Source organism: Streptomyces sp. NPDC001606 (genome assembly GCF_053596835.1).
Map to the genome: position 1 here is coordinate 328,920 of NZ_JBSFHC010000003.1, position 24,270 is coordinate 353,189.

The window sequence follows — 24,270 nt, forward strand, 5'->3', positions numbered from 1 at the left end:
ATGTCGAAACTCGGCAACCTCGGCGCTCGACTGCACCGCGGCGAGATCTCCTACGACTTCGTCGGCAAGCGCAAGATCTGGTACGGCGTCTCCATCCTGATCACCATCACGGCCATCCTCGGCCTGGCGGTGCGCGGGCTGAACATGGGCATCGAGTTCAAGGGCGGCGCGGTCTTCACCACGCCCACCCACATGAGCACCTCGGTCGGCCAGGCGGAGACGTACGCCAAGGACGCCTCCGGTCATGACGCGATCGTGCAGAAGCTCGGCAACGGCAGCCTGCGCATCCAGATCGCCGGCATCGACACCGGCCAGTCCGACAAGATCAAGCAGGATCTGGCCAAGGACCTGAACCTCAACCCCGAGAAGCTCGCTGCCGACCTGGTCGGCCCGAGCTGGGGCCAGCAGATCGCCAACAAGGCCTGGGAGGGCCTGGCGATCTTCATGGTGCTGGTCGTGATCTATCTGGCGATCGCCTTCGAGTGGCGCATGGCCGTCGCGGCGCTGGTCGCGCTGATCCACGACATCACCATCACGACCGGTATCTACGCCCTGGTCGGCTTCGAGGTCACGCCCGGTACGGTCATCGGTCTGCTCACGATCCTCGGTTACTCGCTCTACGACACGGTCGTCGTCTTCGACAGCCTCAAGGAGCAGACGAAGGACATCACCAAGCAGACCCGCTGGACGTACAGCGAGATCGCCAACCGGTCGATCAACGGCACGCTGGTCCGTTCCATCAACACCACGGTCGTCGCCCTGCTGCCGGTCGCCGGTCTGCTCTTCATCGGCGGCGGTTTCCTCGGCGCCGGCACGCTGAACGACATCTCGCTGTCGCTGTTCGTCGGCCTCGCGGCCGGCGCGTACTCCTCGATCTTCATCGCCACGCCGCTCGTCGCGGACCTCAAGGAGCGCGAGCCCGCGATGAAGGCCCTCACCAAGCGGATCATGGCCAAGCGTGCCCAGGCCGCCGCCGGGGAGGACCTCCCCGACGCCGGCGCCGGGCTGGACGAGGACTCCGACGACGCGGCCCCCGCCGTGGTGGGCCCGCGCGACCAGTCCGCGTCCCGCAGCCGGGGCCGCGGCCGAACCTCCGGGAAGCGCCGATGACCGACATCCAGGAGCTGCTGCTCAGCCGTATCCGCGATGTCGCGGACTACCCGGAGCCGGGCGTGATGTTCAAGGACATCACCCCGCTGCTGGCGGACCCGGCGGCCTTCACGGCGCTCACCGACGCGCTCGCCGAGATCGCCGCCGGCACCGGGGCCACCAAGATCGTCGGCCTGGAGGCCCGCGGCTTCATCCTCGGCGCCCCGGTCGCCGTCCGCGCGGGCCTGGGGTTCATCCCGGTCCGCAAGGCGGGCAAGCTGCCGGGAGCCACCCTGCGGCAGGCGTACGACCTCGAGTACGGCTCGGCCGAGATCGAGGTGCACGCCGAGGACCTGACCTCCGGTGACCGGATCCTGATCGTGGACGACGTCCTGGCCACGGGCGGTACGGCCGAGGCGGCGATCCAGCTGATCGAGCGGGCCGGCGCCCAGGTCTCCGGCCTCGCGGTGCTGATGGAACTCGGCTTCCTGGGGGGCCGTACCCGTCTGGAGCCCGCGCTCGGCGGCGCGCCGCTGGAGGCACTGCTCCAGGTCTGAGCGCGTCTCTGCGGACACACGAGCGGCCCCGGCCTCGCCGGAGGCCGCTTCGTGTTTTCCACGCCGGCGGCAGCTCCTTTCCGGCAGCCGCCCGCGTCCGGACACCTCCCGCACACCCGCCGTCCACCTCCGCGGAATCCCACGGCAGCCCCTGTTGTTGCAGGGGAAGACGGTCCTTGCGGGCGCCTGGAGGCGATGACGGGGCGCAGGATCGCTACCATGGGGTATCCGGAGCCTGACCGGGGGACCCGGATCGCGCACGAGGAGCCCTCTTGCCAGACGAGGCCCAGCCACTGACCGCCGCCAAGCCCGAGCCCGCCTCGGCGCCCGCGGCCAAGCCCGCGCCGGACGCGTCCCACGCGAAGAACGACACCCGCGGGACGCTCGAGCACGCCCAGTCCGCGCCCGTCGAGAAGGCTGCCGAGGCCTCCCGCCCCAAACCGGCCCCGCCCGAGCGCCCGGCCCAGCCGCCGGTGGTGCGCCAGCCCGCCGCCCAGCCGACCCGCAGTGGCTCCTCCAACCGCGTCCGCGCCCGCCTCGCCCGCCTCGGCGTCCAGCGCGCGAACCCCTACAACCCGGTCCTGGAACCGCTGCTGCGCATAGTCCGCAGCAACGACCCCAAGATCGAGAACTCCACGCTGCGCCAGATCGAGCGCGCCTACCAGGTCGCCGAGCGCTGGCACCGCGGGCAGAAGCGCAAGAGCGGCGACCCGTACATCACGCACCCGCTCGCCGTGACCACCATCCTGGCCGAGCTGGGCATGGATCCGGCCACCCTGATGGCCGGGCTGCTGCACGACACCGTCGAGGACACCGAGTACGGCCTCGACCAACTGCGCCGCGACTTCGGCGACACCGTCGCGCTGCTCGTGGACGGCGTCACCAAGCTGGACAAGGTCAAGTTCGGCGAGGCCGCGCAGGCCGAGACCGTGCGCAAGATGGTCGTGGCCATGGCCAAGGACCCGCGCGTCCTGGTCATCAAGCTCGCCGACCGCCTGCACAACATGCGCACCATGCGCTACCTCAAGCGGGAGAAGCAGGAGAAGAAGGCGCGGGAGACCCTCGAGATCTACGCGCCGCTGGCCCACCGCCTCGGCATGAACACCATCAAGTGGGAGCTGGAGGACCTCGCCTTCGCGATCCTCTACCCCAAGATGTACGACGAGATCGTGCGTCTGGTGGCCGAGCGCGCGCCCAAGCGGGACGAGTACCTCGCCATAGTGACCGACGAGGTGCAGGCCGATCTCCGGGCCGCCCGCATCAAGGCGACCGTCACCGGCCGCCCGAAGCACTACTACAGCGTCTACCAGAAGATGATCGTGCGGGGCCGCGACTTCGCGGAGATCTACGACCTGGTGGGCATCCGTGTCCTCGTCGACACGGTCAGGGACTGCTACGCGGCCCTGGGCACCGTGCACGCGCGATGGAACCCGGTCCCCGGCCGGTTCAAGGACTACATCGCGATGCCCAAGTTCAACATGTACCAGTCGCTGCACACGACGGTCATCGGGCCCAACGGCAAGCCGGTGGAGCTCCAGATCCGCACCTTCGACATGCACCGGCGCGCCGAGTACGGCATCGCCGCGCACTGGAAGTACAAGCAGGAGGCCGTCGCCGGCGCCTCCAAGGTCCGCACGGACACGCCCAGGTCGTCCGCCAAGGACAAGGACGCCATCAACGACATGGCGTGGCTGCGGCAGCTGCTGGACTGGCAGAAGGAGACCGAGGACCCGGGCGAGTTCCTGGAGTCCCTGCGCTTCGACCTGTCCCGCAACGAGGTCTTCGTCTTCACGCCCAAGGGCGATGTCATCGCCCTGCCGGCGGGCGCCACCCCCGTCGACTTCGCGTACGCCGTCCACACCGAGGTCGGCCACCGCACCATAGGAGCGCGGGTCAACGGCAGGCTCGTACCGCTCGAGTCGACCCTGGACAACGGCGACCTGGTGGAGGTCTTCACCTCCAAGGCGCCCGGCGCCGGGCCGTCCCGGGACTGGCTCGGGTTCGTCAAGTCGCCGCGGGCGCGCAACAAGATCCGGGCCTGGTTCTCCAAGGAGCGCCGGGACGAGGCGATCGAGCAGGGCAAGGACGCCATCGTCCGCGCGATGCGCAAGCAGAACCTGCCGATCCAGCGCATCCTCACCGGCGACTCCCTGGTCACCCTGGCCCACGAGATGCGGTACTCGGACATCTCCGCGCTGTACGCGGCGATCGGCGAGGGCCATGTCTCCGCGCAGCACATCGTGCAGAAGCTCGTCCAGGCCCTGGGCGGCGAGGAGGCCGCCACCGAGGAGATCGACGAGGCGGTCCCACCCTCCCGCAGCCGCGCCCGCAAGCGCCGCTCCAGCGCGGACCCGGGTGTCGTCGTCAAGGGCGTCGACGATGTGTGGGTCAAGCTGGCCCGCTGCTGCACGCCGGTGCCGGGCGACCCGATCATCGGCTTCGTGACGCGCGGCAGTGGCGTATCGGTTCACCGCAGCGACTGCGTCAATGTCGAGTCGCTCTCCCGTGAGCCCGAGCGCATCCTCGACGTCGAGTGGGCGCCCACCCAGTCCTCGGTCTTCCTGGTCGCCATCCAGGTCGAGGCGCTGGACCGCTCCCGGCTGCTGTCGGACGTCACCCGCGTCCTGTCGGACCAGCACGTCAACATCCTGTCGGCGGCCGTCCAGACCTCCCGGGACCGGGTCGCCACCTCCCGCTTCACCTTCGAGATGGGCGACCCCAAGCACCTGGGGCACGTTCTGAAGGCCGTACGCGGCGTGGAGGGCGTGTACGACGTCTACCGCGTGACGTCGGGACGCAGCCGCTCGTAACCCCGCGGCAGGTAAGCCGAAGGGCCCCGTACCGACCGGTGCGGGGCCCTTTTGCGACGCTCGGGAGGAACTAGCCGCCGAACTCCTGAAGGCCCTTCAGAGCCTGCTCCAGCAGCGCCTGACGGCCCTCCAGCTCGCGCTCCAGCTTGTCGGCCTTGGAGCTGTTGCCCTGGGCGCGCGCCTGCTCGATCTGCCCCTTCAGCTTGTCCACGGCGGCCTGGAGCTGACCGGTCAGCCCCTCGGCACGCGCGCGTGCCTCCGGGTTGGTGCGGCGCCACTCGGCCTCCTCGGCCTCCTGGATCGCCCGCTCGACCGCGTGCATCCGGCCCTCGACCTTCGGACGAGCGTCCCGCGGGACGTGGCCGATGGCCTCCCAGCGCTCGTTGATCGAGCGGAAGGCGGCCCGCGCGGCCTTCAGGTCCGTGACCGGCAGGAGCTTCTCGGCCTCCTCGGCCAGCTCCTCCTTCAGCTTCAGGTTCTCGGCCTGCTCCGCGTCCCGCTCGGCGAAGACCGAGCTGCGGGCGGCGAAGAACACGTCCTGGGCGCCGCGGAAGCGGTTCCACAGCTCGTCCTCGTGCTCGCGCTGGGCGCGGCCCGCGGCCTTCCACTCCGCCATCAGCTCGCGGTAGCGGGCCGCGGTCGGACCCCAGTCCGTGGACCCGGACAGCGCCTCGGCCTCGGCGACCAGCCGCTCCTTGATCCTGCGCGCGTCCTCGCGCTGCGCGTCCAGCTGCGCGAAGTGCGCCTTGCGGCGCTTGGAGAACGCCGACCGCGCGTGCGAGAAGCGGTGCCACAGCTCGTCGTCGGACTTGCGGTCCAGACGCGGCAGGCCCTTCCAGGTGTCCACCAGCGCCCGCAGCCGCTCACCGGCCGCCCGCCACTGGTCGGACTGGGCCAGCTGCTCCGCCTCGGCGACCAGGTCCTCCTTGGCCTTGCGGGCCTCGTCGGACTGCTTGGCCCGCTGCACCTTGCGTTCCTCGCGGCGCGCCTCGACGGTCTCCACGAGCTTGTCCAGCCGCTTGCGCAGCGCGTCCAGATCGCCGACGGCGTGGTGCGCGTCGACCTGCTCGCGCAGATGACCGATCGCGGTCTGGGCGTCCTTCGCCGACAGGTCGGTGGTCTGCACGCGCTTCTCGAGGAGGCCGATCTCGACAACCAGGCCCTCGTACTTGCGCTCGAAGTAGGCAAGCGCCTCCTCGGGGGAGCCGGCCGCCCAGGATCCGACGACCTGCTCGCCGTCGGCCGTACGCACGTACACGGTCCCCGTCTCGTCGACGCGGCCCCACGGGTCGCTGCTCACAGCGCCTCCTCCACATGATGCCTGCGGGGGTTTCTGCGCCCCGGGCATCGTCCACAGTTTCGTCACGGCCAACATAGGCGACCAGCGGGTTGCCTGTCCGCATCCAGCGCGACCGAAATTCCGCAGTTGGCCGTTCTCGGGTTTACGACGACGTCAGGACTTCGTGACGGTCGCCTTGTTGATCACGACGGTCGCGTTCGGGGCGCCGTCGCCCTGGCCCGTGCTGTCGCCCGCGGCGGCGATCTTCTGGAGCACCTTCATGCCCGCCGCGTCGACCGTGCCGAACGGGGTGTAACTGGGCGGCAGCGGGCTGTCCTTGTAGACCAGGAAGAACTGGCTGCCCCCGGTGTGCTTCTGCCCGGTGTTGGCCATCGCCACCGTGCCCGCCGGGTAGGTGTGCTTCGCGAGGCTCTTGTCCTTCAGGTTCTCGTCCGGGAGCGTGTAGCCGGGCCCGCCCATGCCGGTGCCCTGCGGGTCGCCGCACTGGAGCACATAGATGCCCTGGGTGGTCAGCCGGTGGCACTTGGTGTGGTCGAAGTACCCCTTGCCCGCGAGGAAGTCGAAGGAGTTCACCGTGTGCGGGGCGGCCGCGGTCTTCAGCGCGACGCCGATGTCACCGCACGTCGTCGCGAGCTTCAGCGTGTAGTTCGCCGACGTGTCGATCGTCATCGCCGGCTCCTTCTTCCAGCTCAGCTTCTTCACGGCGCCCGCGGCCGGCTTCGCGCACGGGTCCGGCGCCTTGCTGGGGGCGGAGGGGCTCGGGCTGACCTGGTTGCCCGCGTTGGTCTTCTTGTCGTCGCCGCCCTTCATCACCCCGGTCGTGTACAGCGCGACGCTGCCGATCACGATCACGCCGAGGACCGACGCGATGACGGAGTTGCGCATACGGGACTTGCGCCGCGCGTCGGTGCGCCGCTGCTGCTGCCGCAAGAACTTCTCCCGGGCGAGCTGACGCCGCCGCTGCTCCTGGCTGACCACCGGGTTCTCTCCTCATGCGTGTCGTGTGTCGGGCGGTACGCGTAGGTACTCGTGAGCCGACCGCTGCGTGTAGCCCCGTACCGTATATGGGTTCGCTGAGGAAACGGCAGCGCCGGTAGGCTCTGACCGAAGCCGAAGCCGCCAGTAATCGACACAACGAAGGACGATCGTGCTCATTGCCGGGTTCCCCGCCGGGGCCTGGGGGACGAACTGTTATCTCGTCGCCCCCGCCGCCGGTGAGGAGTGCGTGATCATCGACCCCGGCCACCAGGCCGCCGCAGGCGTCGAGGAAGCGCTGAAGAAGCATCGGCTCAAGCCCGTCGCCGTCGTCCTCACCCACGGCCACATCGACCATGTGGCCTCGGTCGTCCCGGTGTGCGGCGCGCACGACGTGCCCGCCTGGATCCACCCCGAGGACCGCTACATGATGAGCGATCCCGAGAAGGCGCTCGGCCGGTCCATCGGCATGCCGCTGATGGGCGAGCTGACCGTGGGGGAGCCGGACGACGTCCGCGAGCTGACGCACGGCAGCACGCTGGAGCTGGCCGGGCTGGAGTTCTCCGTCGCGCACGCGCCGGGCCATACCAAGGGGTCGGTGACCTTCCGGATGCCCGAGACCGCCGACGTCCCGTCGGTGTTCTTCTCCGGGGATCTGCTGTTCGCCGGCTCCATCGGACGCACCGACCTGCCGGGCGGATCCATGGAGGACATGTTGCAGTCGCTGGCCCGCGTGTGCCTGCCGCTCGACGACTCGACCGTGGTGCTGTCCGGCCACGGCCCCCAGACGACCATCGGCCAGGAGCGCGCCACCAACCCCTATCTGCGGCAGGTGGCCGCCGGCCAGGGAGCTTCGCCGGCTCCCCGACGAGGAATGTGACGAGAGACTTCCGTGAGCACTTTCAAGGCCCCCAAGGGCACGTACGACCTGCTGCCGCCGGACAGCGCCAAGTTCCTGGCCGTCCGTGAGGCCATCGCCGCGCCGCTCAGGAACTCCGGCTACGGCTACATCGAGACGCCCGGGTTCGAGAACGTGGAGCTGTTCGCCCGCGGCGTGGGCGAGTCCACGGACATCGTGACGAAGGAGATGTACGTCTTCGAGACGAAGGGCGGCGACCGGCTGGCCCTGCGTCCGGAGACGACCGCGCCGGTGCTGCGCGCGGTCCTGGAGGCCAACCTGTACAAGACGGGCAACCTCCCGGTGAAGGTCTGGTACTCCGGTTCGCAGTACCGCTACGAGCGCCCGCAGAAGGGCCGCTACCGCCACTTCTCCCAGGTCGGCGCCGAGGCGATCGGCGCGGAGGACCCGGCGCTGGACGCCGAGCTGATCATCCTGGCCGACCAGGCGTACCGCTCGCTGGGCCTGCGCGAGTTCCGCATCCTGCTCAACAGCCTGGGTGACAAGGAGTGCCGGCCGGTGTACCGGGCGGCACTGGTGGACTTCCTGCGCGGCCTGGACCTGGACGAGGACACCCGGGCCCGCGTCGACATCAACCCGCTGCGCGTCCTGGACGACAAGCGCGAGTCTGTGCAGAAGCAGCTGGCGGGCGCCCCGCTGCTGCGGGACTACCTGTGCGACGCCTGCAAGGCGTACCACGAGGAGGTCCGCGAGCTGATCACTGCGGCGGGCGTGTCCTTCGAGGACGACCCGAAGCTGGTCCGCGGCCTGGACTACTACACCCGGACCACCTTCGAGTTCGTGCACGACGGTCTGGGCTCGCAGTCCGCGGTGGGCGGCGGCGGCCGGTACGACGGCCTGTCCGAGATGATCGGCGGCCCCGCGCTGCCGTCCGTCGGCTGGGCCCTGGGCGTGGACCGTACGGTGCTGGCGCTGGAGGCGGAGGGCATCGAGCTGGACATCCCCGCGGCGACCAGCGTCTTCGCGGTGCCGCTGGGCGAGGAGGCCCGCCGGGTGCTGTTCGCGAAGATCACCGAGCTGCGCAAGGTGGGCATCGCGGCGGACTTCTCGTACGGCGGGAAGGGCCTGAAGGGCGCCATGAAGAACGCCAACCGCAGTGGCGCCCGGTACGCGATCGTCGCCGGCGAGCGCGACCTCGCCGAGGGCGTCGTGCAGCTCAAGGACATGGAGTCCGGTGAGCAGACGGCGGTCGGCGTGAACGAGATCGTGGCCGAGCTGGAAGCGCGGCTCGGCTAGGGCCTCTCTTTCGGATCTTGCCGACCCGAGCGAAAGACCCTAGCCGTCAGCGGCTCAGAGGGCGCCGGTCACCGAGGGGTGGCCGGCGCTCTGCCGTTTCCGGCCGCCGGCCCGGCGGATGTCAACCTGGCGGGCGTCGGGTCGCCCTGCGCTCATCTGTCTGCTGTCATGCCCATGAAAACGGCCGGAACCGGGCGGTTCGCGGCCTTCGCGCGTGCCCTCTTATCTCCAGCGAACGGTGCGCACACACGCGCGTGCGGCACAATGAGCCCTGCCCGAAGATGGTCCAACTCTCAAGTGACGGAATCGGTCTGATGAGCAAGACGACAGTCAAAGACGTCTCCGCGGATCCCGGTCCCGAGCGCGCCGCCGACACCTCGCGCGCGGTGGGCGGCAGCCGTGCCCTCGCCCTGCTGCTGGTGATCACCGGCGCGGCCGGACTGCTGGCCGCCTGGGTCATCACGATCGACAAGCTGAAGATCCTCGAAGCCAAGGCCGCCGGCAAGACCTTCACGCCCAGTTGCAGCGTCAACCCGGTCGTGTCCTGCGGCAGCGTCATGGAGAGCAAGCAGGCCGCGGTCTTCGGCTTCCCGAACCCGATGCTCGGCCTGGTCGCCTACGGCATCGTGATCTGCGTCGGCATGAGCCTGCTGGCCCGCGCCCGTTTCCCGCGCTGGTACTGGCTGACCTTCAACGTCGGCACGCTCTTCGGCGTCTGCTTCGTGACCTGGCTCCAGTTCGAGTCCCTGTACCGGATCAACGCGCTGTGCCTGTGGTGCTCGCTGGCCTGGGTCGCCACGATCACCATGTTCTGGTACGTGACCTCGTTCAACGTCCGCAACGACTTCCTGCCGGCCCCCCGCTGGCTGAAGTCCTTCCTCGGCGAGTTCACCTGGGTGCTGCCGGTCACGCACTGCGGCATCATCGCGATGCTGATCCTGACCCGCTGGGGCAGCCAGCTCTGGGCCTGACCCCGGGCCGCAGTGTCAGTGGCGTGTCTTAGGGTTTCAGAGTGGAACCCGACCTCTTCACCGCCGCAGCGGAAGAACGCCAGGAGAAGGACCCGGCAGGCAGCCCCCTGGCGGTGCGGATGCGCCCGCGCACGCTCGACGAGGTCGTCGGCCAGCAGCATCTGCTGAAGCCGGGCGCCCCGCTGCGCAGACTGGTCGGCGAGGGCTCCGGCGGCCCCGCCGGACCCTCCTCGGTGATCCTCTGGGGCCCGCCCGGCACCGGCAAGACGACCCTCGCGTACGTGGTCTCCAAGGCCACCGACAAGCGGTTCGTGGAGCTGTCCGCGATCACCGCCGGCGTCAAGGAGGTCCGCGCGGTCATCGACGGCGCCCGCCGGGCCACCGGAGGCTTCGGCAAGGAGACCGTCCTCTTCCTGGACGAGATCCACCGCTTCAGCAAGGCCCAGCAGGACTCCCTGCTCCCGGCGGTGGAGAACCGCTGGGTGACGCTGATCGCCGCGACCACCGAGAACCCGTACTTCTCGGTGATCTCCCCGCTGCTCTCCCGCTCCCTGCTGCTCACCCTGGAACCCCTCACGGACGACGACGTCCGCGGACTCCTGCGGCGCGCCCTCGGCGACGAACGCGGCCTGAAGGGCGCCGTCTCCCTCCCCGAGGACACCGAGGCCCACCTGCTGCGCATCGCCGGCGGCGACGCCCGGCGCGCCCTGACCGCCCTGGAGGCCGCCGCGGGAGCCGCCCTGGACCAGGGCGAGTCCGAGATCACCCTGCAAACCCTGGAGCAGACCGTCGACCGGGCCGCGGTGAAGTACGACCGCGACGGCGACCAGCACTACGACGTCGCCAGCGCCCTGATCAAGTCCATCCGCGGCTCCGACGTGGACGCCGCGCTGCACTACCTGGCCCGCATGATCGAGGCGGGCGAGGACCCCCGGTTCATCGCCCGCCGGCTGATGATCTCCGCCAGCGAGGACATCGGCCTCGCCGACCCGAACGCCCTGCCCATCGCGGTCGCCGCCGCCCAGGCCGTCGCGATGATCGGCTTCCCGGAGGCCGCGCTCACCCTCAGCCACGCCACCATCGCCCTGGCCCTCGCCCCCAAGTCGAACTCCGCCACCACCGCGATCGGCGCCGCCCTGGAGGACGTACGCAAGGGCCTGGCCGGCCCGGTCCCGCCGCACTTGCGCGACGGCCACTACCAGGGTGCCGCCAAACTCGGCCACGCCCAGGGCTATGTGTACCCGCACGACCTGCCCGAGGGCATCGCCCAGCAGCAGTACGCCCCGGACGCCCTGAAGGACCGCGCCTACTACACCCCGACCCGGCACGGCGCCGAGGCGCGGTACGCGGACGCGGTGGAGTGGACCCGCAAGCACCTCGGTCGCAGCCGGTCCTGAGCGCCCTGTAGACTTCGCCGGAGTGCTGAGTCCCGCGCTGTCAGAACGGGGCAACCAGCCGGAGTCCGGCCCCCGGGGCCAGTCCCTGGGAAAACGGACTCCAGGAGCGTCGCGCACCGTCGATCGGTGTCGCGGGCAGCCCACCACCACCCGGAGTCCCGGGACGGTCGGTGGGCCACTCGCGTGCTGCACGTATGTGCCCAGACCAGGGGAGCGGCTGCCCGACAGGTCCCGAGCGGACCCGGAGGGTTTCCCCGGCTGCGGATGCGACCTCCCGCGAGCCCTGACAAGCCGAACACTACGAAAGAGATTGAGACAGTGGCGAACCAGTCCCGTCCCAAGGTCAAGAAGTCGCGTGCCCTCGGCATCGCGCTGACCCCGAAGGCCGTCAAGTACTTCGAGGCCCGCCCCTACCCGCCGGGCGAGCACGGCCGCGGCCGCAAGCAGAACTCGGACTACAAGGTCCGTCTGCTCGAGAAGCAGCGCCTGCGCGCTCAGTACGACATCTCCGAGCGCCAGCTGGTCCGCGCCTACGAGCGTGCGTCCAAGGTCCAGGGCAAGACCGGTGAGGCCCTGATCGTCGAGCTGGAGCGCCGCCTCGACGCGCTGGTCCTGCGTTCGGGTATCGCCCGCACGATCTACCAGGCCCGCCAGATGGTCGTCCACGGCCACATCCAGGTCAACGGCCAGAAGGTCGACAAGCCGTCCTTCCGTGTCCGCCCGGACGACGTCGTGCAGGTCCGCGAGCGCTCCAAGGAGAAGACGCTCTTCACGATCGCCCGTGAGGGTGGCTTCGCCCCCGAGGGTGAGACCCCGCGCTACCTCCAGGTGAACCTCAAGGCCCTGGCGTTCCGCCTGGACCGCGAGCCGAACCGCAAGGAGATCCCGGTGATCTGCGACGAGCAGCTCGTCGTCGAGTACTACGCCCGCTGATCCCAGCCCCGGCGCAGCACCACTCAGCCCGCCGTCTCCCCGTCCCGGTCCTGCCGGGCGGGGAGGCGGCGGGTTCGTGTTTCCCGGCCCCCGCGGGCGGCGGCGCTCAGGTGGCGGGCAGGTCCGGCCGATGGGCCGGCCGGCGCGGGCCCCGCACCCGGTTCCCCGCGCCCCGCGGTGGCCCTTCGGCCCCCGGGGCACCCGGCGGCGGCACCCGGTCGTGCCGCAGCGCACGGGCCACCGCCGCCGCGCGGTCCAGCCGGGCCCCCTCCCGTACGCACTCCTCGTACCGCGCGTCGCCGAGCGCCTCCCGGGCGATCTCCTCGCACCGCTCGTGCGGGGCGTTGTAGTACGCCGAGCCGAACAGCGGCAGCCCCACCGACGGCCACATCCGGCCCGCCGCCCCCTGGAGCACCGCGGCCTCGGCCGGATCGCCCTGGACCGCGGTCACCAGGGCCAGCAGCTCCAGTGAGAGCACCGAGCCGAGCAGATCGTGGAAGGCGTGCGCATGGTCCAGGCAGTCGCCGAGCAGCCGCCGCGCGCCGCCCGGGTCGCCGCCCTGCCAGGCCGCGTACGCCAGCACATACAGCGCGTACGACCGGGCCCAGCGCTCCCCGTGGTCCTCGCACACCCGCCGTACGTCCTCGCACAGCCGCACCGCGCCCGGCAGGTCCCCCTGGAACGCCCGGGTCATCGCCAGCTCCACCTGGCCCATCAGCACATTGCTGTTCAGCTCGCCGATCTCCTGGTAGCGGTCCAGCGCCGACCGCAGCAGCGTTTCTGCACGGGCCATGTCATCGGTGACCAGGGCCAGACACCCGGTGCGGTGCTCCGCGTACGCCATCGCCGTGGCATCGGCCGCCCGCTCCGCCTCCTGACGGCACTCGTGCAGCGTGGCCAGCGCGGACACGGTGTCGCCCTGGAGGATCGCCACATAGCCGAGCACCCACAGCGCCTTCAGCCGGGACTGCTCGTACCCCGACTCCAGCTGCACGCTGCGCTCCAGCCAGTGCCGCCCCTCCGCCAGTCGCCCGCATCCCACCCAGCAGAACCACAGCGATCCCGCGAGGTACTGGCCGAGATGCGCCTCGTCCGGCTCGGCCAGACAGAACTCCAGCGCGGCCCGCAGATTCGGCAGCTCCGCCTCGACCCGGGCGGCCACCTCCCGCTGCCGGGGCGAGAACCAGTCCAGCTCGCACCAGGTCGCCAGCCCCAGGTACCAGTCCCGGTGCAGCCGGCGCAGCCGGGCCGCGTCCCCGGTCGCCTCCAGCCAGTCCCGGCCGTAGGCCCGTACGGTGTCGAGCATCCGGTAGCGCGGACCCGCAGCCGTCTCCTCTCGGGCGATGACCGACTGCGCGACCAGCTCCGCCACCACGTCCAGGACGTCCTCGGCGGGCAGCCCGTCCCCGCTGCACACGTACTCGGCGGCCTCCAGGTCGAAGGTCTGCGCGAACACCGACAGACGTGCCCACAGCAGCCGCTCGGCGGGCGTGCACAGCTCATGGCTCCAGCCGATCGCCGTGCGCAGCGTCTGGTGCCGGGCGAGTCCGTCCCGGCTGCCGCCGGTCAGCAGCCGGAACCGGTCGTCCAGCCGCTGGAGCACCTGGGCCGGGGAGAGCGCCCGCAGCCGGCCCGCCGCCAGCTCCAGCGCCAGCGGGATCCCCTCCAGACGGCGGCACAGCTCCCGGACCTCGGGTCCGTCGGACACCGACAGCCCCTGCTCCCGGGCCCGCTCCGCGAACAGCTCCACCGCCTCTTGCGTACCGAGCGGCGCCAGCGCGAACAGCCGCTCGCCCGCGAGGCCCAGCGGGCGCCGGCCGGTGGCCAGCACCCGCAGCTCGGGCAGCCTGCGCAGCAGCTCCGCGACCAGATCCGCGCAGGCCTCCACCAGATGCTCGACCCCGTCCAGCAGCAACAGGGCGGGCCGGCCGGCCAATTGCTCCAGCAGCGTCTCGCGAGGGGTGCGGGCGGTGTGGTCGGTCAGCCCCAGCGCCTCGGCGACCGCGTACTCCACGAACTCCGGGTCGCACACCGGAGCCAGTTCCACCCGCCCGTGCCCGGTGCCCCAGGCCGCCGCGACCCGGCCGGCCAGCCGGGACTTGCCCACGCCGGCGACCCCGGTCACCGTCACCAGCCGGGCCTGCCGCACCGCCGCGGCCAGCTCGGTCAGTTCGGCCGAGCGCCCGACGAAACCGGTCAGCTCAAGGGGCGGAACACCGCCGGGAAAGGGATCTGGGCGCTGATGACCTCGCATGGGACACGGAGCGTACTGAACCGTGTGCAATGCGTACAATCGCTTCCCGTAACCCGCCCGATTCCACCGGTCACCACCGTCAATCCGGTACGGAGCCTCCGCCCCGGCGCGATAGGCTCGGGACACGACTTTTTCGATGCTCAGGCACGTTTCAGGGAGCGGGTGCGCACAGTGTCCGGTGGAGAGGTGGCCGGGATCCTGGTGGCCGTCTTCTGGGCGATCCTGGTCTCCTTCCTCGCCGTGGCGCTGGCGAGGCTGGCCCAGACGCTCAAGGCGACCACCAAGCTCGTGGCGGACGTGACCGACCAGGCCGTCCCGCTGCTGGCCGACGCCTCCCAGGCGGTGCGGTCCGCGCAGACCCAGATCGACCGGGTCGACGCCATCGCCTCCGACGTGCAGGAGGTCACCTCGAACGCCTCCGCGCTGTCGAGCACGGTCGCGTCCACCTTCGGCGGCCCCCTGGTGAAGGTCGCCGCCTTCGGCTACGGCGTCCGCCGGGCGCTCGGCGGCCGCAAGGAGGACGTGCCCGCCAAGTCGCCCCGGCGTACCGTGATCGTGGGCCGCACGGTCCCCGCCGCACGACGCAAGCGGAAGTAAGGACTGAGACCGAGCGATGTTCCGCCGTACGTTCTGGTTCACCACCGGCGTCGCCGCCGGAGTGTGGGCCACCACCAAGGTCAACCGCAAGCTGAAGCAGCTGACCCCGGAGAGCCTCGCCGCGACCGCGGCGAACAAGGCCCTGGAGACCGGTCAGCGGCTGAAGGAGCGCGCGGTCGGCTTCGCGCTCGACGTCCGCGACAACATGGCCCAGCGGGAGGCCGAGCTGGAAGAGGCTCTGGGCATCCACGAGAGCCCCGAGCTTCCGGCACCCACGCGGTACGCCGCCATCGAGAACCACCGCGGCGACCACCGCGGCGACAACAGCACACCGAAGTACATCGAAGCCCCGATGTACTCGTACAACCGGAATGAGGACCACTGATGGAGTCGGCCGAGATTCGCCGCCGCTGGCTGAGCTTCTTCGAGGAGCGCGGGCACACCGTCGTCCCTTCGGCGTCGCTCATCGCGGACGACCCGACTCTGCTCCTCGTCCCCGCCGGCATGGTGCCCTTCAAGCCCTACTTCCTGGGTGAGGTCAAGCCTCCGTTCCCGCGCGCCACCAGCGTGCAGAAGTGCGTGCGCACGCCCGACATCGAAGAGGTCGGCAAGACCACGCGCCACGGCACGTTCTTCCAGATGTGCGGCAACTTCTCCTTCGGCGACTACTTCAAGGAAGGCGCCATCACCTACGCCTGGGAGCTGCTCACCACGCCCCAGGACAAGGGCGGTTACGGCCTCGACCCCGAGCGTCTGTGGATCACCGTCTACCAGGACGACGACGAGGCCGAGCGCATCTGGCACGAGGTCGTCGGCGTGCCGAAGGAGCGCATCCAGCGCCTCGGCATGAAGGACAACTACTGGTCCATGGGCGTCCCCGGCCCGTGCGGCCCCTGCTCCGAGATCAACTACGACCGCGGCCCCGAGTTCGGCGTCGAGGGCGGCCCCGCCGTCAACGACGAGCGGTACGTGGAGATCTGGAACCTCGTCTTCATGCAGTTCGAGCGGGGCGAGGGCATCGGCAAGGACAACTTCGAGATCCTCGGGGACCTGCCGAGCAAGAACATCGACACGGGCCTCGGCCTGGAGCGGCTCGCCATGATTCTGCAGGGCGTGCAGAACATGTACGAGATCGACACCTCCATGGCCGTCATCGACAAGGCCACCGAGCTGACCGGCGTCCGCTACGGCGACGCGCACGACTCGGACGTCTCCCTGCGCGTGGTGACCGACCACATGCGTACGTCCGTGATGCTCATCGGCGACGGTGTCACCCCGGGCAACGAGGGCCGCGGCTATGTGCTGCGCCGCATCATGCGCCGCGCCATCCGCAACATGCGCCTGCTCGGCGCCACCGGTCCGGTCGTCAAGGACCTGATCGACACCGTGATCGCCATGATGGGCCAGCAGTACCCCGAGCTGATCACCGACCGCGAGCGCATCGAGAAGGTCGCCCTCGCCGAGGAGAACGCCTTCCTGAAGACGCTGAAGGCCGGCACCAACATCCTCGACACCGCCGTCACCGAGACCAAGCAGGCCGGTGGCACCGTCCTCTCCGGCGACAAGGCGTTCCTGCTCCACGACACCTGGGGCTTCCCGATCGACCTCACCCTGGAGATGGCCGCCGAGCAGGGCCTCGCCGTGGACGAGGAGGGCTTCCGCCGCCTGATGAAGGAGCAGCGGGAGCGCGCCAAGGCCGACGCCCAGGCCAAGAAGACCGGTCACGCCGACATGGGCGCCTACCGGGAGATCGCCGACTCCGCCGGTGCCACCGACTTCATCGGCTACACCGACACCGAGGGCGAGACCACGATCGTCGGCATCCTGGTCGACGGCGTCTCCTCGCCGGCCGCCACCGAGGGCGACGAGGTCGAGATCGTCCTGGACCGCACCCCGTTCTACGCCGAGGGCGGCGGCCAGATCGGCGACACCGGCCGGATCAAGGCCGACACCGGTGCCGTCATCGAGATCCGCGACTGCCAGAAGCCGGTGCCGGGCGTGTACGTCCACAAGGGCGTCGTCCAGGTCGGCGAGGTCACCGTCGGCGCCAAGGCCCACGCCTCGATCGACTCCCGCCGCCGCAAGGCCATCGCCCGCGCCCACTCGGCCACCCACCTGACCCACCAGGCCCTGCGCGACGCGCTCGGCCCGACGGCCGCCCAGGCCGGTTCGGAGAACCAGCCCGGCCGCTTCCGCTTCGACTTCGGCTCGCCGTCCGCCGTGCCGACGGCCGTGATGACCGACGTCGAGCAGAAGATCAACGAGGTGCTCGCCCGCGACCTCGACGTGCACGCCGAGGTCATGGGCATCGACGAGGCCAAGAAGCAGGGCGCCATCGCCGAGTTCGGCGAGAAGTACGGCGAGCGCGTCCGCGTGGTCACCATCGGCGACTTCTCCAAGGAGCTGTGCGGCGGTACGCATGTGCACAACACCGCCCAGCTGGGTCTGGTGAAGCTGCTCGGCGAGTCCTCCATCGGTTCGGGTGTCCGCCGTATCGAGGCCCTGGTCGGTGTGGACGCCTACCACTTCCTCGCCCGTGAGCACACGGTGGTCAACCAGCTGACCGAGCTGCTCAAGGGCCGCCCGGAGGAGCTGCCGGAGAAGGTCTCCTCGATGCTCGGCAAGCTGAAGGACGCCGAGAAGGAGATCGAGAAGTTCCGCGCCGAGAAGGTGCTCCAGGCCGCCGCCGGCCTCGCCGAGTCCGCCCGGGACGTGCGCGGTGTGGCCGTGGTGACCGGCCAGGTCCCGGACGGTACGACCCCCGACGACCTGCGCAAGCTGGTCCTCGACGTGCGCGGCCGCATCCAGGGCGGACGGGCCGCGGTCGTGGCCCTGTTCACCGTCACGGGCGGCAAGCCGCTCACGGTCATCGCCACCAACGAGGCCGCCCGCGAGCGGGGTCTCAAGGCCGGTGACCTGGTCCGTACGGCCGCCAAGACGCTCGGTGGCGGCGGTGGCGGCAAGCCGGACGTCGCCCAGGGCGGCGGCCAGAACCCGGCTGCCGTCGGCGAGGCCGTCGAGGCCGTCGAGCGTCTCGTAGCCGAAACCGCCAAGTAAGGAAACGGTCGGAATATGCGCAGAGGACGTCGACTCTCGATCGACGTCGGGGATGCCCGGATCGGGGTCGCCTCGTGCGACCCCGATGGGATCCTCGCCACACCGGTGGAGACGGTCCCGGGCCGGGACATCCCCGCCGCCCACCGCCGGTTGCGTCAACTGGTGGAGGAGTACGAGCCGATCGAGGTCGTCGTCGGCCTTCCTCGCTCCCTCAAGGGGGGCGAGGGTCCGGCCGCGGTCAAGGTCCGCGCCTTCGCCCAGGAACTGGCCAAGGGCATCAAGCCGGTGCCGGTCCGCCTGGTGGACGAGCGGATGACGACCGTGACCGCCTCCCAGGGGCTGCGCGCCTCGGGGGTGAAGGCCAAGAAGGGCCGCTCCGTCATCGACCAGGCGGCGGCCGTCATCATCCTCCAGCAGGCCCTGGAATCCGAACGGGTGTCAGGCAGAGCACCCGGCGAGGGCGTCGAAGTGGTCATCTGATCGCGATACGGTAACGTTCCGCGCGATGCGCCGGTGTTCGAACAGCCGGGGCAAGCAAGAGGCGGAACGGCAACCGGCCCACCGGCCGCGTGACCGCTCGGCCTCGCGGCTCTAGGGGATCGATGACTGAGTATGGCCGGGGCGCAGGCTCCGAACCGTGGCATCCGCAGGACCCGTTGTACGGGGACGGCGGATGGGAAGGGCAGCAGGCGCACGTCGGCCCGCAGTCTGCCTACGGCGGCCAGCCGCAGCATTACCCGCAGCAGCCGCAGTACGGAGACTGGAGCCACGAGCAGCAGCCCGGATACGACGGACAGCAGCACCAGTACTACGACGACCAGGGCCATCTTCCGTACGACCAGGGGTACGCCGGCCAGACCCAGCAGCAGTACCACCAGGGCGGCTGGGACGCGACCGGCACGCATGGCCAGGTGCCGTACGCGGCCGATCCCGGCGACCCGTACGGCCAGCAGCCCGTGGCCTACGGCGGGGAGCAGCCCGACTTCTACGGCACCGAGGACGCCTACCCGCCACCGGAGCCGCCCGGCCGCAGGCGTTCCGAGCCGGTCGCCGAACCGGAGCCGGAGACCGCGCCCGACGAGGAGGAGCACGCCTTCTTCGCGGGCGGCGGGGATGACGACGACGAGGAACACGAGCTCCAGAGCCGCCGTGAGCGGCGCGGCAAAGGGAAGAAACCCGCCAAGAAGGGCCAGAAGCGGCGCACCGGCTGCGCCTGCATGGTGGTCGTCCTGGTCTTCGGCGGCGGCCTCGCCGGGGTCGGCTACTACGGCTACACGTTCTACCAAAATCGTTTCGCCCCGGCCCCGGACTACACGGGCAACGGCACCGGCCAGGCCGTCACCGTGGAGATCCCCAAGGGTGTGGGCGGCTGGGAGATCGGCCGCCGTCTGAAGGAGGCCGGTGTCGTCAAGAGCGCCGAGGCGTTCGTGCATGCCCAGGGCCAGGTCTCGGGCGGCGACTCCATCCAGGCCGGCGCCTATCTCCTGAAGAAGGAGATGTCCGCCGTCAGTGCCGTGAAAATGATGCTGGACCCGAAGAGCCAGAACAATGTCGTGGTGACTCCGGGCGAGCGGAACGCGCGCGTCTACGAGGCGATCGACGCGAAACTCGAACTCTCCGCGGGCACCACCAGGAAGGCCGCCGAGAAGGAGTACAAGAGTCTCGGTGTGCCGGTCTGGGCGCAGAACACGCCGTACAGCAGCGAGATCAAGGACCCGCTGGAGGGCTTCCTGTTCCCAGGTACCTATCCGGCTGCCAAGGGCATGAAGCCGGACGGCATCCTCAAGCAGATGGTGTCCCAGGCGAAGTCCAAGTACGACGCCTATGGCCTCACCGCGAAGGCCCGGGCGCTGGGGCTGCAGAACGCGTTCGAGCTGGTCACGGTCGCGAGCCTGGTCCAGGCCGAGGGCAAGACGCACGAGGACTTCCGCAAGATGGCGGAGGTGGTCTACAACCGTCTCAAGCCCACCAACACCGAGACCAACCAGCTGTTGCAGTTCGACTCGACCTACAACTACCTCAAGGGCACGAGCAACATCCATATCTCCGAGAAGGAGATCAACAGCAACCAGAACCCGTACAACACGTACACCCACAAGGGACTTCCGCCCGGCCCCATCGGCAACCCCGGTGAGGAAGCGATCATGGCGGCGCTGAATCCGACGCACGACGGCTGGATCTATTTCGTGGCGACCGACGGCCAAAGCAATACCGAATTCGCCAAGACCTACGAAGAATTCAAGCAGCTCAAGGACAAGTTCAATGCCACCTCGGGCAACTGACGCCCGCCGGGCCGCCGTGCTCGGTTGGCCCATCGCCCACTCGCTCTCCCCGGTGCTGCACCGGGCCGCGTACGACGAACTCGGGCTCACCGACTGGTCGTACGACCGCTTCGAGGTCGACGAGGCCCAACTGCCCGGCTTCCTGGACGGGCTCGGGCCGGAGTGGGCGGGGCTGTCGCTGACCATGCCGCTGAAGCGGGCGGTCATCCCGCTGGTCGACGAGATCAGCGAGACGGCCGCCTCGGTGGACGCGGTCAACACGGTCGTCTTCACCGAGGACGGCCGGCGCCTGGGTGACAACACGGATATCCCGGGCATGGTGGCGGCCCTGCGCGAGCACGGCATCGAACAGGTCGACTCGGCCGCGATCCTCGGCGCCGGCGCCACCGCCTCCTCCGCCCTCGCCGCCCTCGCCCGGATCTGCACCGGCGAGGTCGTCGCCTATGTGCGCAGCGAGGGCCGGGCCGCCGAGATGCGGCAGTGGGGCGAGCGGCTCGACGTCGAGGTCCGTACGGCCGACTGGGCGGACGCGGCCGAGGCCCTGCGCGCCCCCCTGGTGATCGCCACCACGCCCGCCGGGACCACCGACGCCCTCGCCGCCGCGGTACCCGAGCGCCCCGCCACCCTCTTCGACGTCCTCTACGAACCGTGGCCCACCGAGCTGGCGGCCCGCTGGTCCATGTTCGGCGGGGCCGTGGTCGGCGGGCTGGACCTGCTCGTCCACCAGGCCGTCCTCCAGGTCGAACAGATGACCGGCCGCGCCCCGGCCCCTCTGGAGGCCATGCGCCACGCCGGAGAGAAGGCGCTCGCCGCCCGCTGAGGCTCCGCTGGCGCGTCCGACTGCTGGACCGGCGGCCGGGAAACCGCCGGGGACGTGGGAGGATCGGAGGTGGCGGGCCGGGGTCGCGCACCCGGTCACGCCGTCGCCGTGCAGGCTTACGCGGGTACGGCGGGCAGTGCCGGGCGCGAACACTGAGGAGCACCGTTGAGCAGGCTGCGTTGGCTGACCGCGGGGGAGTCCCACGGTCCCGCACTTGTCGCGACGCTGGAGGGCCTTCCCGCCGGCGTGCCGATCACCACCGACATGGTGGCGGACCACCTCGCGCGGCGGCGGCTCGGCTATGGCCGCGGTGCGCGGATGAAGTTCGAGCGGGACGAGGTCACCTTCCTGGGCGGCGTCCGGCACGGACTCACCCTCGGCTCGCCGGTCGCGGTCATGGTCGGCAACACCGAGTGGCCGAAGTGGGAGCAGGTCATGGCGGCCGACCCGATCGACCCCGAGGTGCTGGCCGGGCTCGCCCGGAACGCCCCGCTGACCCGCCCCCGCCCCGGCCACGCGGACCTCGCCGGCATGCAGAAGTACGGCTTCGACGAGGCCCGGCCCATCCTGGAGCGCGCCTCCGCCCGGGAGACCGCGGCCCGCGTCGCGCTCGGCGCCGTCGCCCGCTCCTACCTGAAGGAGACGGCCGGCATCGAGATCGTCTCCCACGTGGTCGAGCTGGCCTCCGCGAAGGCCCCCTACGGCGTCTACCCGACCCCGGCCGACGTCGAGAAGCTGGACGCCGACCCGGTGCGCTGCCTGGACGCGGACGCCTCGAAGGCGATGGTCGCGGAGATCGACCAGGCCCACAAGGACGGCGACACCCTCGGCGGTGTGGTCGAGGTGCTGGCCTACGGCGTACCCGTGGGCCTCGGCTCGCACGTCCACTGGGACCGGCGCCTGGACGCCCGGCTGGCCGGGGCCCTGATGGGCATCCAGGCGATCAAGGGCGTCGAGGTCGGCGACGGCTTCGAGCTGGCCCGGGTGCCCGGCTCCAAGGCGCACGACGAGATCCTCACCACCGCCGAGGGCATCAAGCGCTCCTCCGGCCGCTCCGGCGGCACCGAGGGCGGTCTCACCACCGGTGAGCTGCTGCGCGTCCGCGCCGCGATGAAGCCCATCGCGACCGTCCCGCGTGCCCTCCAGACCGTGGACGTCGTCACCGGCGAGCCCGCCCAGGCCCACCACCAGCGCTCCGACGTCTGCGCGGTGCCGGCCGCCGGCATCGTCGCGGAGGCCATGGTCGCGCTGGTCCTCGCGGACGCGGTCGCCGAGAAGTTCGGCGGCGACAGCGTGGCGGAGACCCGCCGCAACGTGCAGTCCTACCTCGACAACCTGCGGATCCGGTGAGCGCCGTGCCTGCGGTCGTGCTGATCGGGCCGATGGGCGTGGGCAAGTCCACCGTCGGGCAACTGCTGGCCGAGCGCCTCGGCGTCGGCTACCGGGACACCGACGACGACATCGTCGCCGCCGAGGGCCGCACCATCGCCGACATCTTCGTGGAGGACGGCGAGCCCGCCTTCCGCGCGATGGAGAAGCGGGCCGTGCACACGGCCCTCGCCGAGCACGAGGGCGTCCTCGCGCTCGGCGGCGGCGCCATCCTCGACCCGGACACCCGCGCGCTGCTCACCGCGCACCGGGTGGTCTACCTCTCCATGGACGTCGAGGAGGCCGTCCGGCGCACCGGCCTGAACGTGGCCCGCCCGCTGCTCGCGGTCAACCCGCGCAAGCAGTGGCGCGAGCTGATGGAGGCCCGGCGGCACCTGTACGAGGAGGTCGCCACCGCCGTCGTACCGACCGACGGCCGCACCCCCGAAGAGGTCACCCGAGCAGCGCTGGACGCACTGGAGTTGAAGGAAGCATGAGCGAGGCAGTCACCCGGATCCAGGTCGCCGGCACCGCGGGCACCGACCCCTACGAGGTGCTGGTCGGCCGGCAACTCCTGGGCGAGCTGGCCGGCTTGGTCGGGCCGAAGGCCAAGCGGGTCGCGGTGATCCACCCGGAGGCGCTCGCCGAGACCGGGGACGCGCTCCGCGCCGACCTGGCCGGGCAGGGCTACGAGGCGATCGCCATCCAGGTGCCCAACGCGGAGGAGGCCAAGACCGCCGAGGTCGCCGCCTACTGCTGGAAGGCCCTGGGCCAGTCCCACTTCACCCGCTCCGACGTCGTCGTCGGCGTGGGCGGCGGCGCCACCACGGACCTCGCGGGCTTCGTGGCCGCCACCTGGCTGCGAGGGGTCCGCTGGATCGCCGTCCCGACCACCGTTCTCGCGATGGTGGACGCGGCGGTCGGCGGCAAGACCGGCATCAACACCGCCGAGGGCAAGAACCTGGTGGGTGCCTTCCACCCGCCGGCCGGCGTCCTGTGCGACCTCGCCGCGCTGGACTCCCTCCCGGTGAACGACTACGTCTCCGGACTCGCGGAGATCATCAAGGCGGGATTCATCGCCGACCCGGCGATCCTCGACCTCATCGAGTCCGACCCCGAGGCCGCGCGCTCCCCGGCGGGTCCGCACACCGCCGAGCTGATCGAGCGTTCGATCCGGGTGAAGGCGGAGGTCGTCTCCGCGGACCTGAAGGAGTCGGGTCTGCGGGAGATCCTCAACTACGGTCACACGCTCGGCCACGCCATCGAGAAGAACGAGCGCTACAAGTGGCGGCACGGCGCCGCGGTGGCGGTCGGCATGCACTTCGCCGCCGAACTGGGCCGCCTGGCGGGCCGCTTGGACGACGCGACGGCGGACCGGCACCGGACGATTCTCGAATCCGTCGGTCTCCCGCTGCACTACCGCTACGACCAGTGGCCCAAGCTGGTGGAGACGATGAAGGTCGACAAGAAGTCCCGCGGCGACCTGCTGCGCTTCATCGTCCTGGACGGACTGGCCAAGCCCACCGTGCTGGAGGGCCCGGACCCGGCGGTGCTGCTCGCCGCGTACGGCGAGGTCGGGCAGTAGGTCCGCAGCCTGCTCTATTCCCTTTCGACACCGGGCACTTACGGTCGCCCCCGGCCGTTTCACCGATGAACGGCCGGGGAGGGTACCGTTCGGTAGGCGGCGGGTGTTCACGCCCGCCAC

At 70.6% G+C, this 24,270-nt stretch carries 20 protein-coding genes; 17 read left to right on the forward strand and 3 right to left on the reverse strand.

Annotation, left to right across the window (positions count from 1 at the left end):
* The 3 genes from secF to ACWCV9_RS09095 all read left to right on the forward strand — a co-directional run bounded on the left by secF (position 1) and on the right by ACWCV9_RS09095 (position 4,456).
* Entirely contained in the window at positions 1–1,110 is a 1,110-nt protein-coding gene (gene secF, locus ACWCV9_RS09085; protein ID WP_450785073.1) for a protein translocase subunit SecF, read from the forward strand.
* Complete coding sequence (locus tag ACWCV9_RS09090; protein ID WP_385844390.1) at positions 1,107–1,646, forward strand: adenine phosphoribosyltransferase; 540 nt, start codon at positions 1,107–1,109, stop codon at positions 1,644–1,646. Before secF ends, ACWCV9_RS09090 begins: the two co-directional genes overlap by 4 nt.
* Positions 1,647–1,918: 272 nt before the next feature.
* On the forward strand, positions 1,919–4,456 hold the full coding sequence (locus ACWCV9_RS09095) for a RelA/SpoT family protein (protein ID WP_450785076.1): 2,538 nt from the start codon (positions 1,919–1,921) through the stop codon (positions 4,454–4,456).
* Between the two features lie 70 nt (positions 4,457–4,526).
* On the opposite strand, the gene ACWCV9_RS09100 is transcribed toward ACWCV9_RS09095, so the two are convergent.
* Positions 4,527–5,756, reverse strand: coding sequence for a DUF349 domain-containing protein (locus tag ACWCV9_RS09100; RefSeq protein WP_450785078.1), 1,230 nt, complete (start codon positions 5,754–5,756; stop codon positions 4,527–4,529).
* Positions 5,757–5,909: 153 nt separating this feature from the next.
* Complete coding sequence (locus ACWCV9_RS09105; RefSeq protein ID WP_385844385.1) at positions 5,910–6,734, reverse strand: peptidylprolyl isomerase; 825 nt, start codon at positions 6,732–6,734, stop codon at positions 5,910–5,912.
* A 169-nt stretch (positions 6,735–6,903) separates the two neighbouring features.
* Here ACWCV9_RS09105 and ACWCV9_RS09110 point away from each other — a divergent pair, with 169 nt between their 5' ends.
* The 5 genes from ACWCV9_RS09110 (at position 6,904) to rpsD (ending at position 12,187) form a co-directional block, all read left to right on the forward strand.
* The gene (locus tag ACWCV9_RS09110) at positions 6,904–7,611 is read left to right on the forward strand and encodes an MBL fold metallo-hydrolase (protein WP_450785080.1); all 708 of its coding nucleotides are present in this window, start codon (positions 6,904–6,906) and stop codon (positions 7,609–7,611) included.
* 12 nt (positions 7,612–7,623) lie between these two features.
* Positions 7,624–8,886 (forward strand): histidine--tRNA ligase, encoded by a 1,263-nt coding sequence (gene hisS, locus ACWCV9_RS09115; RefSeq protein WP_450785082.1) that lies wholly within the window; start codon positions 7,624–7,626, stop codon positions 8,884–8,886.
* 314 nt (positions 8,887–9,200) lie between these two features.
* Positions 9,201–9,857: a vitamin K epoxide reductase family protein gene (locus tag ACWCV9_RS09120; protein ID WP_450785084.1), complete on the forward strand. Its 657-nt coding sequence runs from the start codon at positions 9,201–9,203 to the stop codon at positions 9,855–9,857.
* A 41-nt stretch (positions 9,858–9,898) separates the two neighbouring features.
* Positions 9,899–11,254 carry a replication-associated recombination protein A gene (locus ACWCV9_RS09125; RefSeq protein WP_450785086.1) on the forward strand — a complete coding sequence of 452 codons (1,356 nt, stop codon included), beginning with the start codon at positions 9,899–9,901 and terminating at the stop codon, positions 11,252–11,254.
* A 318-nt stretch (positions 11,255–11,572) separates the two neighbouring features.
* Positions 11,573–12,187 (forward strand): 30S ribosomal protein S4, encoded by a 615-nt coding sequence (rpsD, locus tag ACWCV9_RS09130; RefSeq protein WP_385844377.1) that lies wholly within the window; start codon positions 11,573–11,575, stop codon positions 12,185–12,187.
* Positions 12,188–12,293: 106 nt separating this feature from the next.
* On the opposite strand, the gene ACWCV9_RS09135 is transcribed toward rpsD, so the two are convergent.
* Entirely contained in the window at positions 12,294–14,441 is a 2,148-nt protein-coding gene (locus tag ACWCV9_RS09135; RefSeq protein WP_450785088.1) for an ATP-binding protein, read from the reverse strand.
* A 162-nt stretch (positions 14,442–14,603) separates the two neighbouring features.
* Here ACWCV9_RS09135 and ACWCV9_RS09140 point away from each other — a divergent pair, with 162 nt between their 5' ends.
* The 9 genes from ACWCV9_RS09140 to aroB all read left to right on the forward strand — a co-directional run bounded on the left by ACWCV9_RS09140 (position 14,604) and on the right by aroB (position 24,150).
* Positions 14,604–15,038: a DUF948 domain-containing protein gene (locus ACWCV9_RS09140; RefSeq protein WP_189300509.1), complete on the forward strand. Its 435-nt coding sequence runs from the start codon at positions 14,604–14,606 to the stop codon at positions 15,036–15,038.
* A gap of 16 nt (positions 15,039–15,054) precedes the next feature.
* A complete protein-coding gene (locus ACWCV9_RS09145) occupies positions 15,055–15,423 on the forward strand; it encodes a hypothetical protein (RefSeq protein WP_450785090.1) in 369 nt (122 codons plus the stop codon).
* Positions 15,423–18,095 carry an alanine--tRNA ligase gene (alaS, locus tag ACWCV9_RS09150; RefSeq protein WP_450785092.1) on the forward strand — a complete coding sequence of 891 codons (2,673 nt, stop codon included), beginning with the start codon at positions 15,423–15,425 and terminating at the stop codon, positions 18,093–18,095. The genes ACWCV9_RS09145 and alaS overlap by 1 nt, the downstream gene beginning before the upstream one ends.
* Positions 18,096–18,110: 15 nt before the next feature.
* On the forward strand, positions 18,111–18,575 hold the full coding sequence (gene ruvX, locus ACWCV9_RS09155) for a Holliday junction resolvase RuvX (RefSeq protein WP_450785093.1): 465 nt from the start codon (positions 18,111–18,113) through the stop codon (positions 18,573–18,575).
* Positions 18,576–18,697: 122 nt separating this feature from the next.
* The gene (gene mltG / locus ACWCV9_RS09160; RefSeq protein WP_450785095.1) at positions 18,698–20,377 is read left to right on the forward strand and encodes an endolytic transglycosylase MltG; all 1,680 of its coding nucleotides are present in this window, start codon (positions 18,698–18,700) and stop codon (positions 20,375–20,377) included.
* Positions 20,358–21,197, forward strand: coding sequence for a shikimate dehydrogenase (locus tag ACWCV9_RS09165; protein WP_450785097.1), 840 nt, complete (start codon positions 20,358–20,360; stop codon positions 21,195–21,197). The genes mltG and ACWCV9_RS09165 overlap by 20 nt, the downstream gene beginning before the upstream one ends.
* 165 nt (positions 21,198–21,362) lie before the next feature.
* A complete protein-coding gene (aroC, locus tag ACWCV9_RS09170; protein WP_450785099.1) occupies positions 21,363–22,547 on the forward strand; it encodes a chorismate synthase in 1,185 nt (394 codons plus the stop codon).
* Positions 22,544–23,062: a shikimate kinase gene (locus ACWCV9_RS09175; RefSeq protein ID WP_450785101.1), complete on the forward strand. Its 519-nt coding sequence runs from the start codon at positions 22,544–22,546 to the stop codon at positions 23,060–23,062. Before aroC ends, ACWCV9_RS09175 begins: the two co-directional genes overlap by 4 nt.
* Positions 23,059–24,150 (forward strand): 3-dehydroquinate synthase, encoded by a 1,092-nt coding sequence (gene aroB, locus ACWCV9_RS09180; RefSeq protein ID WP_450785102.1) that lies wholly within the window; start codon positions 23,059–23,061, stop codon positions 24,148–24,150. Before ACWCV9_RS09175 ends, aroB begins: the two co-directional genes overlap by 4 nt.
* The last annotated feature ends 120 nt before the right edge of the window (positions 24,151–24,270 follow it).